Source organism: Bacillus sp. EA-CB0995, from assembly GCF_055814245.1.
This window is the reverse complement of sequence record NZ_CP169269.1, coordinates 4,186,097-4,201,665: the sequence shown is the minus strand read 5'-3', so window position 1 is coordinate 4,201,665 and position 15,569 is coordinate 4,186,097. Positions and strand designations below refer to the sequence as shown.

The 15,569-nt window shown below is 36.7% G+C and carries 13 protein-coding genes and 1 pseudogene; 12 read left to right on the top strand and 2 right to left on the bottom strand.

Annotated elements, in window-relative coordinates:
* The first annotated feature begins 111 nt into the window (after positions 1-111).
* From ACEWFJ_RS21560 to ACEWFJ_RS21505, 12 genes and pseudogenes are all read left to right on the top strand, one after another.
* The gene (locus ACEWFJ_RS21560; RefSeq protein ID WP_473689865.1) at positions 112-4,128 is read left to right on the top strand and encodes a Pls/PosA family non-ribosomal peptide synthetase; all 4,017 of its coding nucleotides are present in this window, start codon (positions 112-114) and stop codon (positions 4,126-4,128) included.
* A gap of 6 nt (positions 4,129-4,134) precedes the next feature.
* Positions 4,135-4,824: a 4'-phosphopantetheinyl transferase family protein gene (locus ACEWFJ_RS21555; protein WP_473689864.1), complete on the top strand. Its 690-nt coding sequence runs from the start codon at positions 4,135-4,137 to the stop codon at positions 4,822-4,824.
* A 371-nt stretch (positions 4,825-5,195) separates the two neighbouring features.
* Positions 5,196-5,657: a hypothetical protein gene (locus tag ACEWFJ_RS21550; RefSeq protein ID WP_473689863.1), complete on the top strand. Its 462-nt coding sequence runs from the start codon at positions 5,196-5,198 to the stop codon at positions 5,655-5,657.
* Positions 5,658-5,672: 15 nt separating this feature from the next.
* Positions 5,673-5,966, top strand: a complete 294-nt coding sequence (locus tag ACEWFJ_RS21545; RefSeq protein ID WP_473689862.1) for a DUF2653 family protein — start codon at positions 5,673-5,675, stop codon at positions 5,964-5,966.
* Between the two features lie 244 nt (positions 5,967-6,210).
* Positions 6,211-6,915 (top strand): metallophosphoesterase family protein, encoded by a 705-nt coding sequence (locus tag ACEWFJ_RS21540; RefSeq protein ID WP_473689861.1) that lies wholly within the window; start codon positions 6,211-6,213, stop codon positions 6,913-6,915.
* A gap of 169 nt (positions 6,916-7,084) precedes the next feature.
* Positions 7,085-8,062, top strand: coding sequence for an efflux RND transporter periplasmic adaptor subunit (locus ACEWFJ_RS21535; protein ID WP_473689860.1), 978 nt, complete (start codon positions 7,085-7,087; stop codon positions 8,060-8,062).
* 2 nt (positions 8,063-8,064) lie between these two features.
* Complete coding sequence (locus tag ACEWFJ_RS21530) at positions 8,065-8,799, top strand: ABC transporter ATP-binding protein (RefSeq protein ID WP_473689859.1); 735 nt, start codon at positions 8,065-8,067, stop codon at positions 8,797-8,799.
* Positions 8,750-9,919, top strand: a complete 1,170-nt coding sequence (locus ACEWFJ_RS21525) for an ABC transporter permease (protein ID WP_473689858.1) — start codon at positions 8,750-8,752, stop codon at positions 9,917-9,919. The genes ACEWFJ_RS21530 and ACEWFJ_RS21525 overlap by 50 nt, the downstream gene beginning before the upstream one ends.
* A 291-nt stretch (positions 9,920-10,210) precedes the next feature.
* Positions 10,211-10,882: a response regulator transcription factor gene (locus tag ACEWFJ_RS21520; protein ID WP_473689857.1), complete on the top strand. Its 672-nt coding sequence runs from the start codon at positions 10,211-10,213 to the stop codon at positions 10,880-10,882.
* Positions 10,879-12,172: pseudogene (locus ACEWFJ_RS21515) on the top strand (sensor histidine kinase). The gene ACEWFJ_RS21520 and the pseudogene ACEWFJ_RS21515 overlap by 4 nt, the downstream one beginning before the upstream one ends.
* A gap of 127 nt (positions 12,173-12,299) precedes the next feature.
* Positions 12,300-12,728, top strand: coding sequence for a hypothetical protein (locus tag ACEWFJ_RS21510; protein WP_473689856.1), 429 nt, complete (start codon positions 12,300-12,302; stop codon positions 12,726-12,728).
* Positions 12,729-12,763: 35 nt separating this feature from the next.
* Entirely contained in the window at positions 12,764-13,594 is an 831-nt protein-coding gene (locus ACEWFJ_RS21505) for a transporter (protein WP_473692639.1), read from the top strand.
* Between the two features lie 332 nt (positions 13,595-13,926).
* On the opposite strand, the gene ACEWFJ_RS21500 is transcribed toward ACEWFJ_RS21505, so the two are convergent.
* The gene (locus ACEWFJ_RS21500) at positions 13,927-14,460 is read right to left on the bottom strand and encodes a DUF4871 domain-containing protein (protein WP_473689855.1); all 534 of its coding nucleotides are present in this window, start codon (positions 14,458-14,460) and stop codon (positions 13,927-13,929) included.
* An 81-nt stretch (positions 14,461-14,541) separates the two neighbouring features.
* Positions 14,542-15,480, bottom strand: a complete 939-nt coding sequence (locus tag ACEWFJ_RS21495; protein WP_473689854.1) for a DMT family transporter — start codon at positions 15,478-15,480, stop codon at positions 14,542-14,544.
* Positions 15,481-15,569 lie beyond the last annotated feature (89 nt).

Below are 15,569 nucleotides of genomic sequence, written 5' to 3'. Positions count from 1 at the left end.
GTTCTTCGTATTTTTTTCGTAATAATACGAGTATGCCATTCATACAGCTTTCAGTGGTAAAAAACGATTTGTTATTCATTACCTGTTAGTTTTTGGAAAGGATTGGATTGTATGAAGTCCATACTAGAAACATCTACACATATGCATTTTCCTCCTTTCGAATGGAATTACGGTCAAAGAAAGCCAGAACTTCTTAAAGAGGAATGTTTACATTATATATTTGAAGAAACTGTAGATCGTTACGAAAACAGGATAGCTGTTATTTGTGACGATAGAACGATAACGTATAGAGAGCTAGAAATAGAGTCGAATAAATTAGCAAGATATTTACGATTGAAAGGAATTAAACGCGGCGGCTGTGTGGCGATTCTTCTAGAGCGGTCTATAGAATCTTATATTGCGATGCTAGGTATTATGAAGGCGGGAGCTGCATATGTACCGCTAGATCCGAGTTATCCGGAAGATCGGGTGCAATATATTGTACAAGACTGTGGTATTGCTGCAGTTATTATGACTGAGGAAATTGCTGCTCGGTATCATGTAGGATGCTTAGCTATACTATTGGATCAAGAGGCTGCGCTGATTGCAAAACAAGACGGTGAACGCTTATGTAAAGAAGAAGTGCAAGTACAATGTGAGGATTTGTCCTATATTATTTACACTTCAGGCACTACAGGGCGTCCAAAAGGTGTGCTAATCGAGCATCATACTGCAGCTCATGTTGTGAGAGCTTCGCAAACTTTTTATAAAGTTGTGCCAGAAGATCGAGTGTATCAAGGGTTTACGACTGCGTTTGATGCCTCTGTGGAAGAAATTTGGATGGCATTTTCAAATGGTGCAGCTCTTGTAGTTGGTACACGTAAGTTACAGCAAAGTGGAATGGAGTTACCAAAGAGGTTGACAGAGCTTGGTGTGACGGTTCTTTCTTGTGTACCAACATTGCTTACTATGTGGGAAGAAGATATTCCGACACTTCGTTTGCTAATTGTAGGAGGAGAGGAGTGTCCAAGTCATATTGTGAAGCGCTGGTGTCGCCTTGGAAGACGCATGATGAATACGTACGGTCCAACAGAGGCAACGGTAATTGCTACTTATGCAGAATGTGATCCAAACAAACCGGTGACAATTGGAAAACCTCTTCCTAACTATACTGTTTATATTTTTGATGAACAGATGCATTCCGTGCCGATTGGAGAATCTGGTGAATTATATATTGGAGGTGCCGGATTAGCGCGTGGTTATGTGAATCGAGAAGATTTAACAAAAGAAAAGTTCGTTGATAATCCATTTTGTAAAACACCTTTTGATTCTTCACGTTTATATCGGACAGGAGACTTAGTTCGTTTTAACGAGGAAGGAGACATTGAATTTTTAGGTAGAATTGACAGTCAAGTAAAAATTCGTGGATATCGAGTTGAGCTTAACGAAATTGAAGCAGTTATTATGGCCGTTCCTGATGTACGCAATGCGGTTGTGAATGTACATGAGCAGGCACCTGGACTACAAGTATTAGTTGCTTATCTTGTATTGGATGAAGGAAAAACGTTGGATATATCGGTTATACACAATCGTCTTAAAGAACGTCTTCCGGCATATATGGTACCTTCTTACATTGAGGTACTTGATGAGCTTCCGACTCTTCTAAGCGGGAAGGTTGATCGTAAGAGTTTACCTGCACCGACGGGACAGCATCGTTTCCATAAAGAATATATAGCGCCTTGTAATGAAACGGAAGAAATAATTGCAAAGGCATGGCAAGAAGTTTTCCAGCAAGAGATGATTTCTGTTACAGAGCATTTCTTTGATGATTTAGGAGGGCATTCTCTATTTGCTGCGCTTGTTGTATCAAAACTTAGGGAACATAGCATGATGACGGGAATGGCAGTTTCAGATGTGTATGCACATCCAACAATTAAACAACTTGCTGATTTTATACAATCGCAATCTAGAACGGAAACAAAACAACCAGTTCGTAAAGAACTACCTCCCGTGTCAGATGGCATGTATAAGAGAAATGGATTTATGCAGGGAATAAGCATATATGCTCTTATGCTGCTAGCATCTTTGCCGTTTGTACTTGTGTATTTACATTTATCTAATAGCCCATGGGGAGATGAGCAAATTTTTCTTGCTGTGATTTCTATGTTTGCTATTTATTGCCCGGCTATGATTATTATTTCTATTGCGGCAAAGTGGCTCTTAATTGGACGTTTTAAAGAGGGAGAGTATCCACTTTGGGGAAGTTATTATTTTCGTTGGTGGCTTGTGCGCCGAATTCAAGCACTTGCACCGGTTAGCTTCTTAACAGGAACACCGTTTTTAAATTGGTATTATCGTCTGATGGGAGCAACAATTGGAAGAGAGTGTTATATTGGCACGCAACACGTGCATACGTTTGACTTAATTGAAATCGGAAATGAAAGCAGTATTGGATTAGACGCACAGCTGCTTGGTTACACAGTTGAAGGGAATACACTAAAAATCGGTAAAATTTCAGTGGGAAACAACTGTTATATCGGATCAAATGCTGTTATTTCTCCTAATACAACTGTCCAAGATCACTCGCAATTAGGAGAGCAATCGATGCTTCCTTCTAATATGGTTATACCATTCAATGAACGTTGGAGCGGCTCTCCTGCACGCCAAACAAATGTAAAAGATGATCATGTAGAGGCAATGGCAGCTTTTGCAGCAAACCATAATAGATTTCATCGGTTTGGGCTTGGCGTATTGTATGTAATAGGAATCATTATGCTTATGCTCGTTCCAAGTATGAGCTTCTTACCAGCTATTTTTCTAATACGAGGCTTATTTCCGTATATGGGAGCTTGGGAATTGCTTCTAGCACCTATATTTTCGCTTATTGGTGTAGTTACGTTAAGTTTTGTAATCGTATTGCTAAAACGAGTTATACTAGGTCGAGTAAAAGAAGGGCAATATTCTTTGCATAGTATATTTTATGTACGAAAATGGTTTGTAGATAAGCTACTTATGATGAGTTTAGTATTCAACAATTCGCTGTATGCAACAATTTATGCAGCACCATTTTTACGTCTACTCGGTGCGAAAATGGGGAAAATGGTCGAAGTTTCTACAGTTACGAATATTGCCCCAGATTTACTAATCGCGGGTGAAGGCAGCTTTATTGCTGATGCTGTTTCTATTGGTACACCAAAAGTATTTCATAATCAAATTCATATTGCGAAAACAAAGATTGGAAGTCGTACGTTTATTGGAAATAGCGCTCATATTGAAGGAGGAAAAACAATCGGAAATGGTTGTTTAATTGGAGTTATGTCTATTCCTCCTGAAGAAAAAGAGATTTCGGATGATACATCATGGTTAGGTTCACCATCTATATTTTTACCAAACCGAGACATTAATACGTCTTTTTCGGAAGAGGAAACATATCATCCAACAAGAAATCTTTATATAAAACGACTTATGATTGAATTTTGTCGCGTTACGCTTCCTGGTGCTTTTGCTATTTGGATCAGTGGCTTTTTAGTGTTTAGCCTCTGGGAGGAAACTCGCTATTTTTCTGCCCTCGAGATAATTACATTGTTTCCATTGTTGGCTATAGGATCGGGTTTACTAGCATCGGGAGTAGTTGTTCTTATTAAAAGACTTCTTATCGGTCGTTACGAGCAGACAGCAAAGCCGCTATGGAGCACATTTGTATGGCGCAGTGAATTAGTGACAGCTTTATACGAAAATGTGACTGTTCCTTATTTGTTAAATCTCTTTCTTGGTACACCATTTGCTCGGTATATTCTTGGTTGGTTTGGTGTGAAAGTAGGAGAAAGAGTCTTCCTAGATTCTACACACGTATCAGAATTTGATTTAGTTCATATTGGAAATGGGGCTGCTATTAACTTGAACAGTACATTGCAGACGCATTTATTTGAAGACCGTGTTATGAAAATGTCCAATCTTGTTATTGGTGATAATTGTTCAATCGGAAATGGTTCTGTTGTCTTATATGATACGGTTATGAATGAGGGATCATCACTTGGAAATCTTTCGCTTGTCATGAAAGGAGAAACCTTACCTGCGTATACCCATTGGGAAGGAACATCTGCTCATTATTGTTATGCCACACAGAGACAAGATAAGGAAGTCGGGTGATTTCATATGCCAGAAATATATGCTGTGCATATGGAGAAAGAGACGTTCATCAATTGGGAACGTCTTCTCCCTTATATAAGTGAAGAAAGACGTGCGAGAATTTCGCTTCGAAAAACGTATGAAGATATCATCAGAGAAATAGTATGCGATGTACTTGTACAGCACATTGTATATGAAAAATATGGTGTAAAAAGTACGATAGAGTGGGGAAAGAATTCATATGGAAAGCCCTATATTCATAATCTATCTTCATTTCAATTTAGTTTATCCCATGCAGGCGAATGGGTTGTATGCGCAGTTGATACGCAGCCTATTGGAATAGATATAGAACGTGTGCAAGCAGTTGACTTTCAAGCAACAAAGCATTTATTTTCGCCACAAGAACAAAAGTGGTGGCAGCAAATAACAGAAGAAAAACAATTAGAGACTTTTTATCGCATTTGGACTGCAAAGGAAAGTTATATAAAAGCGATTGGAACAGGCGTATCTAAAAACTTGTCCTCTTTTACAGTTTCTCTTTCAGAAGGGAGAGTATACGATGAACAATTGAAGGGAATTTGGTTTATAAAACATATCCCTTTCCACCGAGAGTATATTCTCTCAGTATGTACAAGAGGAAAGGATTTTTCGAAGAACGTTCAATATACTACTATGAAACATTTAATAGAAGAAAGACTTTATCCTTCTGGTTATTAATGAAGAGTTTTTTTCATCTCAATCTAGCGGGAGGTAAGTTTCACTTTATCCCGCACTAACGGGGAGTAAACCTCCCACCTTTAGATTCTGAGAAATCAAAGAAGAGGTGGGAGATAACTCTCCGTAAGAGCCCGATTGGTTCAACTAACCATCAGTGGGGATAAGCCTCCTACTAATGGAAGTTTTACTTTATTACAATCACAGCGGAAAATGCAGAAGAACTGTTCTGATTTTGGTTGTTTTATCTTAAAAAACATAGTGTTAGCAAGGATTTTCAACTGTAGCTATCCTTTGTACAAAATACGTGCAAGAAATAGAAAAGTTAATTATACTAGTGCTACATTTCATTTTTTATTAAAAGAGGGATTCAGATGAATATAAGTAAGAAAATTTTCACACTAATGTTAGCTTTCACTTTGTTTGCCGTACCAACATTTGCACAAGCAAAAACCTATAGTGGCAGTAAATCGTCAGTTTCATCTCATTCTAGTAGCGGAGGATTCAGCACGAAAGGATCGACTTCTGGCAGCTCTCGTTCTTCAGATGGGACATATCATTCTGGCTATAAATCTTCGTCATCAAATGTGCAATCGAAGAAACCAGCTTCTGTAGATCGTACACCACAGTCACAGCCAGCTCCTAAGAAATCTAGCTTTTGGGGTCATGCAGCATCATTTGGGGCAGGAGCTTTACTAGGTAGTATGCTACATCCATTTGGAAATCATGGAGTTGGTGGAGTAGGCGGAAGCTTCTTTTCTAGTGGTTTATTAATAGATATCCTCATTATTTTAGGAATTATTTGGATTATACGTCGTATTTTCGCAAGACGTTAAGAAGGAGAGAGAGCGATGAAGATTTTCTTTATTGAACAGGATGTAGTTGATGCGGTTTGTGTACATGCGGCCTCTATCCACGCGTATCGTCCGGAACAAATTGATGTTGATTTGCAGTTTCATCCGGATAGAGGATTTGGTGCCAGTGCTCGTTTACCGTACCGAACTGTAGAGCTTGGTGAGCAGGAGTTAATTGATGCAATTGCATTTTATCTAAGGGAATATCACAACTTTATTCCAGAAAGTTTGCGTATTGACTTACAATTCCATGAGCAAACAGGGTTTGCAGCGGATGTCGAAGTAGCGTAGATAAGAAACCCTTCCTAAGTTAAGTTACTTTAGGAAGGGGGATGAAAAATGCTTTTTTACGGAATAAAATAATATAAATGTGAAATCAACCTGATTATAGTATATGAAGTATGTTTTAAAGACTAGTGTCTAAATAGACGCTAGTCTTTTGTTTTAATAATATTTTTAGTTTGAAAATTGAGATATTAATAGAGCCTCTCTATAATATGAATTAACTTTTACAACTAGAAAGAAGGGAATAGATATGAGAAGGATGTTTGTGATAAGTGATATTCATGGTGAATTAGAGAAGTTTGAAAAGTTATTAGAAAAAGTAGAGTACAATCCAAAAAATGATCAATTAATTTTGTTAGGGGATTATGTAGACCGTGGTCCTAATGCTAAAGAGGTAATTGAAAAAGTAATGCAATTAAAAGAAGTTGGCGCGTTCGTCTTAAAAGGTAATCATGAAGATATGATGATAAAAGCCTTAACGACAGAGGAAGAAAAATTCTGGAATCATTGGGTAAAGAGAAACGGAGGAGATCAAACGTTACATAGCTATGGCTTTTCTGAAAGTGATATTGCTGTAAGTGAAGAGGAATTCATAAGACCACAGTTACAGTCTGAGGTGCTAGAACAACATATAGAATTTATAAAAGAGCTAGACCACTATATTGAAACAGATGATTATATTTTTGCTCACGCGGGTGTACAACCAATGACACCTGTTTCTGAAACGGATGCGTATACATTAATGTGGATTAGAGATGAGTTTCATAATGGATATACTGGCGAGAAAGTGGTTGTCTTTGGGCATACAGAAACGAAAATTCTTCACGGGGATAACGAGAATTTTGGCGTGTATTTTGGTGAAAATCGTATCATTGGTATTGATGGAGGGGCTGTATACGGCGGCCAGCTGAACTGTTTAGAATTGCCAAGTCAAAAAGTATATTCTATAAAATAAGAAAGATTCCCTATACAAACGAGCTAATGTAGGGGAAAAGAGGAGATAAGGGATCAAAACGATCATGAAACCTTATCTCTTTTTATTTTTGTTAAGGGAATTTTAAGGAATAGATTCGATAATAAGTCTTACGTAATGAACAATGAGGTGTAGGAAAGGAGACACGATTTTGAAAAAGTGGATTAGTATTTTAGGAGTTCTTATCATTGTACTCGGTGCAGGGGCTTGGTATGTATTTAGGGATAAATCGCAACCAGTGACGAATCAAGCAGTAAGTGTGGCAGTTCAAAAAGGGAAACTAGATGTGAAAGTAACAGGTTCTGGTTCTACTCAATCTGTGACAAATGAAGATATTACAGCAGACTCAAATAAAGTAGTCGATTCAGTATTAGTTTCAGCAAATGATGTAGTAAAAAAGGGTCAGGAGTTAATTACATTTACAGATGGAAGTGATTCAATTGTAGCACCAGCTGATGGAACGATTACATCTATATCAGTGCAAGCTGGAGATCGTGTAACGAGTGGGAAGGCTGTTGCTCATATTACGAACTATAGTGATTTAGAAACAGTTATTCAAGTTGATGAATTAGACATTCCAAAAGTGCAGGTTGGACAAAGTGTAACATTAAAAGTGAATTCATTCCCAGATACAACCTATACAGGAAAGGTAACAGATGTAGCGAAGGAAGGAACAGTTTCTAATGGTGTATCCTCCTTTAATGTAACGATTCATATTGATGATCCAAAAGATGTGAAAATTGGAATGACAACAGAAGCTAGCATTTTGACTGATAGTAAAGATAATGTTCTATATGTTCCAGTAGAAGCAGTTCATACAAGAGGAGATCAAAAATTCGTCCTTGTTCAATCTTCAGCAGCTTCTTCTAATGGAAAGACAAATTCTGATGGAAAGACAAATATGCAGCGAAAAGTTGTTAAAACAGGTATTCATAATGAAGATTCGGTAGAAATTACGGAAGGATTGCAAGAGGGAGAACATGTTCAATTGCCTATGGCTGCGCAAGGAAATGGAACAAATAACTCCAATAATAAACAAAGAGGCTTTATGATGTCACCAGGCGGAGGCATGGGAGGCGGCTTCGGCGGTGGAGGTATGAATAGAAATAGAGCTGGAGGGAGAGGGTGAGAATGAAACCAATTATTGAGATTCATAATATGGCCAAATCATATGAGATGGGTGGCGAAATTGTACGTGCGCTCGATAATGTTTCTCTTACAATCTATGAGGGTGATTTTCTCTCCATTATCGGTCCTTCTGGATCAGGAAAATCTACGTTTATGAATATGGTTGGTTGTTTAGATCGTCCAGATGATGGACAGTATCTATTGGATGGAGATGCAGTAGATAAGATGAATGATAATCAACTAGCCACGATTCGAAATGAAAAAATCGGATTCATTTTCCAAAACTTTAATTTGCTTACAAAATTAACTGCGCTTGAAAATATTGAATTGCCCCTTTTATATCGAGGGATGAGTCAAAAGGAAAGAACAAATATTGCGTATAGCTGTTTGGAGAAAGTTGGTTTACAAGGGAGGGCTCATCATTTGCCGAGCCAATTGTCAGGTGGACAGCAGCAGCGCGTTGCGATTGCACGCGCTTTAGTTGGAAATCCGCCAATCTTATTAGCCGATGAACCGACAGGGGCATTAGATAGCAAAACAAGTGAAGAAATTATTGAGGTCATGAAAGAGCTTCATATGCAGGGACATACAATTATTTTAATTACGCACGATTTAGAAGTAGCAAAACAAGCAAGCCGGATTGTTCGTATACAAGATGGGCAATTATTTGAAAGTAGAGGTGAGTACATTGGGACTAATACAATCCGTCAAAATGGCAATGCGCAGTATCAAAGGTAATAAGTTACGAGCATTTTTAACGATGCTAGGTATTATTATTGGTGTTGCGTCTGTTATTGTACTTGTCTCGATTGGTCAAGGATCAAGTCAAGCTGTAGCAAATCAAATTAATAGTTTGGGTACGAATTTGTTAACAGTAAATATGATGGGATCTGACACGATAAAATTTACTGAAGAAGATGTTGCGAAGTTTCAAAAGATTGATGGGATAAAAGAAATGTCCCCTGTTGTCTCAGGACGAGTTACTGTAAAAAATGGTAAGGTTTCAACACAGGTATCGCTTACTGGAACAAATAGCTCTTATGAGCAAGTTCGCGATATGAAAGTAAATGAAGGTCGCTTTTTATCAGATATGGATGTAGAATATAGACAAAAAGTCATTGTACTTGGTGCGAATACAGCACAAAATCTATTTGGATTTGAAAATCCAGTTGGAAAAGATGTACAAGTAAATGGTGGATCTTATAAAGTAGTAGGTGTACTTGCTTCAAAAGGTGGTTCTATGGGACAAAGCGGTGACGATGTTATTATTATGCCGTTGAGTACAGCGCAGCGAGTTGTAAAGAATACAAATATACAAACGTTGTATGTGCAAGTAAGCAGTGAGGAAAAAATAAATACTGTCATGGCACAAATTCAAAATAAATTAGCTGTAATGTTCCCGAATAAGCAAGATAACTACAGCGTATTTAATCAAAAAGATTTAGTAGATACGATGAGTTCGGTAACAGGTACAATGACGATGATGCTTGGAGGAATTGCTTGCATTTCTTTATTAGTTGGCGGAATCGGAATTATGAATATTATGCTTGTATCTGTCTCAGAACGAACGAAAGAAATTGGCATTCGTAAAGCAATTGGGGCGAAAAGAAGGGATATTTTACTACAATTTCTAATTGAAGCGGTAGTGCTAAGTTCACTTGGAGGTTTAATAGGAATGGGAATAGGACTTTTGGTTGCAAAGGTTATTTCCATGGCAACAGGCATGACAATTGCTTATTCTCTCCCTATTACATTGCTTGCATTTTTATTCTCCTTATTAGTAGGAGTTGGATTTGGGGTATTTCCAGCCAATAAAGCATCGAAGCTGCACCCTATTCAAGCACTTCGATATGAATAGAACATGTTATCGGCAGTAGTTTTGCCTAGAAATTGAAGCGATCGCATACTGCGGCCGCTTTCTTTTGCTAGTATAAAGTGAAACTTCGATCGGTGGAGGTCTTACCCATTAATGTGGGATAAAATGAAATTTCCATCAGCGATTTTTTCATTCCTACTGATGGAAAGCATCATCAATCAGAATTTTACGGACAGTTATCGTCCACCTATCTTCTTTGTTTTTTAGAATTATGAGGTGAAAGTCTTATTGTTCGTGAATAACGGAAGAAAAAATAAGAGGTGAAGAAGTGAGATGCGTTTATTAGTTGTGGAAGATCATCCTCCATTATTGGAGTCAATTACACAAATTTTACGAAATGAATTTGAAGTAGATACGGCAAAAAATGGTGAGGAAGGGTTATTTCTAGCATTGCAAAATATTTATGATGCAATTCTTCTAGATGTGATGCTTCCAGAGATGGATGGATTTGAAGTAATTCAGCGGATTCGAAGTAAAAACATTCAAACGCCTGTTTTATTCCTTACTGCAAAAGACTCTTTAGAAGATCGGGTAAAAGGGTTGGACTTTGGCGGAGATGATTATTTAGTGAAACCGTTTCAGGCGCCAGAACTTCAAGCGAGAATTCGCGCTTTATTAAGAAGGAGTGGAAGCTTAACGACTAATCAAACAATTCGGTACCGTGGTATTGAGCTGTTTGGAAAAGAGAAAGACATTCAAGTGGATGAGGTACCTATAAAATTAACTTTAAAGCAATATGAACTATTAGAATATCTGATTCAAAATAGTGGGAAGATTTTAATGCGTGAACAAATTTTTGATAGAGTATGGGGATTTAATTCTGATACAACAGTAGCCATTGTAGAGGTATATGTGCATCATTTGCGAAAGAAGCTAGAGCCATTTGGCTATCATAAAGATATTCAAACTATACGTGGTATTGGATATATCTTAAAAGAACAATGAGACAACATAGCATGTTTCAAAAGACGCGCATTCAACTTACGATTTTGAATTCATTGGTATTTATTATATTAATTGGTATGTTAGGAAATGTTATTTATTCTTATACACATAAACGACTATATGAAGGAATAGATGATTCAATTGACAGATTCATTAAGAAACAAGAAAAAGAAGACAAGTCTATTCCGGGTCAGTTTGGTTTTAGCAAAGATGTGCATATTGGCGATTCGCGGATTATCGTTTTAAAATGGGATGCAAAGAATCAACTGGTAGATATGGAACCGCGATTTATAGATCCAAACTTTTTTGAGAGAAATCAATCTAATTTATTTCCTAAAACATTTGGAGAACGGCAGGATATAGAAGTGGAAGGCGTAAACTTTCGGATGATTGCAGTTCAGGGAGATACAGATTTAGGGAAAGTCACGTTTCAAGTATTGCGGGACATAAACCCTGAAAAGGAAATGCTGCATACACTTCTACTTATTCTTGTAATTGGGTGCAGTATAGGAAGTATATGTGCGGTGGGGATTGGCTTTTTTAGCTGGTAGGGCGCTTGTACCAATTAAGAATGCTTGGCATAAACAGCAGCAGTTTGTTTCAGATGCTTCACATGAATTACGAACCCCTTTAGCAGTGATTCAATCTAAAACAGATGTATTGTTTCAATCACCTACCGCAACAATAGAAGATAAGGCGATGGATATTTCAACTATATCAAAGGAATGCCGACGCTTATCCAAACTAGTTGCAAACTTACTAACATTAGCACGTTCTGATTCAGATCAAATTGAAATGGACAAGAAAGATTTTGCATTAGATAAATTGCTAAGTGAAATTGTAAATCCTTATTCGGAAATTGCTTTGTATGAAGAAAAAACAATTACTTTAGATGTAGTTCCTTCTATTTCTTTTATTGGAGATAAAGAGCGTATTCATCAATTAATTGTAATTTTATTAGATAATGCGATGAAGTATACAAATGCAGGTGGAAATATTAAAGTATCTTGCTTTGAAACAACAAATGGAATTGTCATCCAAGTAAAAGATGATGGGATTGGCATCATTGAAGAAGATATCCCGAAAATTTTTGACCGTTTTTATCAAGGTGATAAATCAAGATCAGCATCAAACGGAGCTGGATTAGGTCTTTCTATCGCAAGCTGGATTGTTGAAAAGCATTCCGGAAAAATAAAAGTGCATAGCAAAATTGGAGAAGGTACTTGTTTTGAAATTATATTTCCAAAGAATCAAAAGTACGAAATATTTATAAGAAAGAAAAATAGGTAATTAAAAAGACGATCTTGTTTTATACAGGGTCGTCTTTTTTAAGGGAAAGTTAAGGAACCTTTTTCATAATAAATATAGACCTAATGACGAATTACAAATGATAAATGATGAAAAAGGAGAGTGGAAAATGAAAAGAATGAGAAAACTTCATTTTTGGATTGGGTTAATTGCTTCGGTATTTATTTTTATTCAATCTGCAACAGGGGTATATATGTATTTTAATGAAAAAAGCCACGGTGGAGGAGCTGCTAATTTTAGAGAACGAGGATTTGGCAGAAATGGTGCTATAGGGAATGGACAAAATGGACAAGGAATGCAAGCTGGGAATTCCGATTTTAATCAAAGAGGTGCAGCGACAAATGGACAATTTTTTCAAGATAGAAATAATGGGGGACTCAATTCTCTATCAAAATTAGTTAAGGAACTGCATACAGGAGTAATTGGATTAATCGGTGCGATTGTTATGCTTATTTTAACTGGAACTGGACTATGTATATCTTTTGTCATGTTGCGAGCAAAATGGAGAGTAAAGCATCAAAAAGACATAACGGCTTAAGGAACAGTTATGATGAAGGGAGGAAGTGAAAGGTGATTAGAAAAAAGACGTTTGGTCTACTAGTTGTTGGAGTATTAAGTCTCAGTGTAATGGGTGGAGCTTCAGCTTGTACAAATAAGGAGATAGATAAAGGAATACAATCATCTCAACCTAGTAGTGCACAAGTGAATGGTGAGACTATACATGCTGCATATACAGAAGATAAAGCGCAGAATTTAGGAATTGAAACACAAGGAAAAGAGCTACTTACACTTGAGAAGGAAATTCATGAAACGGAAGTAGAGAAAGAAGCAAATCAGCTGGGGGTTTCCACAGAGGGCAAAGATGTTGGAACACTTTCGGAAGAAATATATGAAGCGAAGGTTAAAAAAGAAGCAGAAAAACTTGGGATACCAGTAGAGGGAAAAGCAATTGTAGATTTAATAGCGGAAATTAATAAGATAAAAATAAAAAGTGAAGCAGAGAAATTAGGAGTTTCTACAGAAGGTAAAGAGATTGGTGCGATAGCTGAGGAGCTTTATGGCACAAAAATAAAAAACGAAGCAAAGCAACTTGGTATTTCAGAAAAGGGAAAAAGTATGGAAGCGTTAGCGAAAGAAATATATGAAACGAAAATTCAAACAGAAGCGAAAAACCTTCATATTGATCTGTATGGAAAAGATATTTATCAAGTGCTACAAGAAATTAATGAACAAAAGGCTTTGCAAGTGGCAAAAGAACTTGGGATAGATGTGACGGATAAGGATACACAGAAGCTTACAGAGGAAATTGAAAAACAACAACCAGATCGAGTACAAGAACTTCATTTTTCACCTTGGGTACAAACAGATGCAGAGGCATTTTATTATTATTTAACAAGTGGTTGATGTTTTGAAAAGGGAAAAGAAATGGACAGAAAAAGGAGTTTAATATAGTATGCTGTTCTTTCATAATAAGAGGGAGATAAGGGATCAAAACAATGAAACCTTATCTCTTTTTATGTGATTGTATGGGGGATATTCATTATTTGTTTAACTCCATCGCAATATTTTTACCATTCACTAAAACTAGGACTACTGCTACTACAACTTCCATTATTTTTTTCATCTCTTATCTCTCCTTGTTTTTGGTTTCATTTCTTACTTTTAGTATAGTGAAAAGCTCATTTCGGAACTATTGAATTAGATGACATAAGGATTACAGTGTTGTAAGGAAAATACTATGGTTTATCACCTTCTTCTACATGTACAACAATCTGCCCATACAACTTTTCTCCAATGTATACATTTAATAGCCATAAGCCAGAAGAAGGGAGTAACATACTAGAGGGAATACTTGTGATATCTTTTGTAATCTCTTGCGGTGCTGTCCAAACATTGCCTGTTATCTCATCTTGAAAAAAGACAGGAACTGGTTTCGTTGAGCCTTGTTTTATTGCAATGACGGTTAGTTTTCCAGAGGGTATATTTGAGTTGAGAAAGAACCACATATATTTATTTGGTTGATTAGCAATCCAAGTAGCATCTACAATTGCAACCTTGTCTTGTATACCTTTTACAGATATTTTATCGTGCTGAAATGATGGACTTTCTTCCCAATTGACATCTTTAAGAATGCTAAGGTGAAAGAAAGAGGGAATGTTATTTTGTGGTTGTATCGTTTCAATTATTTTTGGGGAAGTAGATTTCTTTACTGTAGTCGTACAGCCAGTGATGAGACAGGAGAGAAGTAGCACGGTTCCAAGTTTTTTCATTTGGCCACGCTCCTATTCATATTTGTATTTTAATTGTATTGGACAAAATAAAGAACAATTCCTGTAAAAGAAAAAGAGAGGCTACGCGGATAGCGTTTCCTCTTTTCTTACATGTGTTCTGTTGCTAGATTTTTCTGGCATTGTTAAAAAGACAACTGCGACAATAATGAAAATACCACCTAATAATTGATAGGCTCCAAATGATTCATTTAACCAGATAATTGAAACAATAGCTGCTACGAGTGGTTCAATACTTGATAAAATACTTGTTTCTGTTGCAGATAAATATTTTAGACTACCAATATAGAGAAGGAAAGAAAGTGTCCCGCTTATAATCACGAGAATAAGCATAGAAAATGTGTTTATAGTTAATGTATTTGCTACATAACGGAAATGAAATTCTTGATTATATAGAAATAAAGAAATTCCTCCAAGTAACATCCCCCAGCCAACAATTACTGATGTCCCCCATTGTTTAATAAGAGAAGCGGGATGAAGTGTGTAAAAAGCAAAGCCGACTGCTGTTAAAATACCAAATAGTATTGCTTGTTTAGAAAGAACAATATTTTCAATTGAACCATTGGTAATAAGGAAATACGTGCCTGTCAGTGCAGCAGAAATTGCTATAACCTGCATAAAGGAAGGAAGTTTTTTATGCTGCATTGCAACATAAATAGTAATAAGAACCGGACCAAGAAATTGAAATAGTGTTGCAGTTACAGCATTACTTATATGCACTGTTTCAATAAATGCATACTGAGCACCAAGCATGCCAACAATCGCAAAAATTAGTAGTTGAATCCAATGAATCGGGTACTTCCAAATCCCAAATATATTTTGTTTTGTAAATAGTAGGGAGCCTAAAATAAACATGCCCGCTAATAGTAGACGAATGACTAAAAAATCAGTAGATGATAGTTCAGTATGGTTAAATAGCCACTGAATCATAGGACCAGATAACCCCCATAATATTGCTCCACTAATAATCATCATCAGACCGAGATGTCGAGGTGATTTCATGATGTATCCTCCTTTGTATGACTTGATTTCTTAAAACAGAAATGATAAGTATGATTATATATAACTTCTGATACCATAAAAAGTATCAG

Excerpts from the sequence above, each read along its gene's own strand:
- ACEWFJ_RS21560 (WP_473689865.1), top strand. The coding sequence starts at position 112 with ATGAAGTCCATACTAGAAACATCTACACATATGCATTTTCCTCCTTTC.
- ACEWFJ_RS21555 (WP_473689864.1), top strand. The coding sequence starts at position 4,135 with ATGCCAGAAATATATGCTGTGCATATGGAGAAAGAGACGTTCATCAAT.
- ACEWFJ_RS21550 (WP_473689863.1), top strand. The coding sequence starts at position 5,196 with ATGAATATAAGTAAGAAAATTTTCACACTAATGTTAGCTTTCACTTTG.
- ACEWFJ_RS21545 (WP_473689862.1), top strand. The coding sequence starts at position 5,673 with ATGAAGATTTTCTTTATTGAACAGGATGTAGTTGATGCGGTTTGTGTA.
- ACEWFJ_RS21540 (WP_473689861.1), top strand. The coding sequence starts at position 6,211 with ATGAGAAGGATGTTTGTGATAAGTGATATTCATGGTGAATTAGAGAAG.
- ACEWFJ_RS21530 (WP_473689859.1), top strand. The coding sequence starts at position 8,065 with ATGAAACCAATTATTGAGATTCATAATATGGCCAAATCATATGAGATG.
- ACEWFJ_RS21520 (WP_473689857.1), top strand. The coding sequence starts at position 10,211 with ATGCGTTTATTAGTTGTGGAAGATCATCCTCCATTATTGGAGTCAATT.
- ACEWFJ_RS21510 (WP_473689856.1), top strand. The coding sequence starts at position 12,300 with ATGAAAAGAATGAGAAAACTTCATTTTTGGATTGGGTTAATTGCTTCG.
- ACEWFJ_RS21500 (WP_473689855.1), bottom strand. The coding sequence starts at position 14,460 with ATGAAAAAACTTGGAACCGTGCTACTTCTCTCCTGTCTCATCACTGGC.
- ACEWFJ_RS21495 (WP_473689854.1), bottom strand. The coding sequence starts at position 15,480 with ATGAAATCACCTCGACATCTCGGTCTGATGATGATTATTAGTGGAGCA.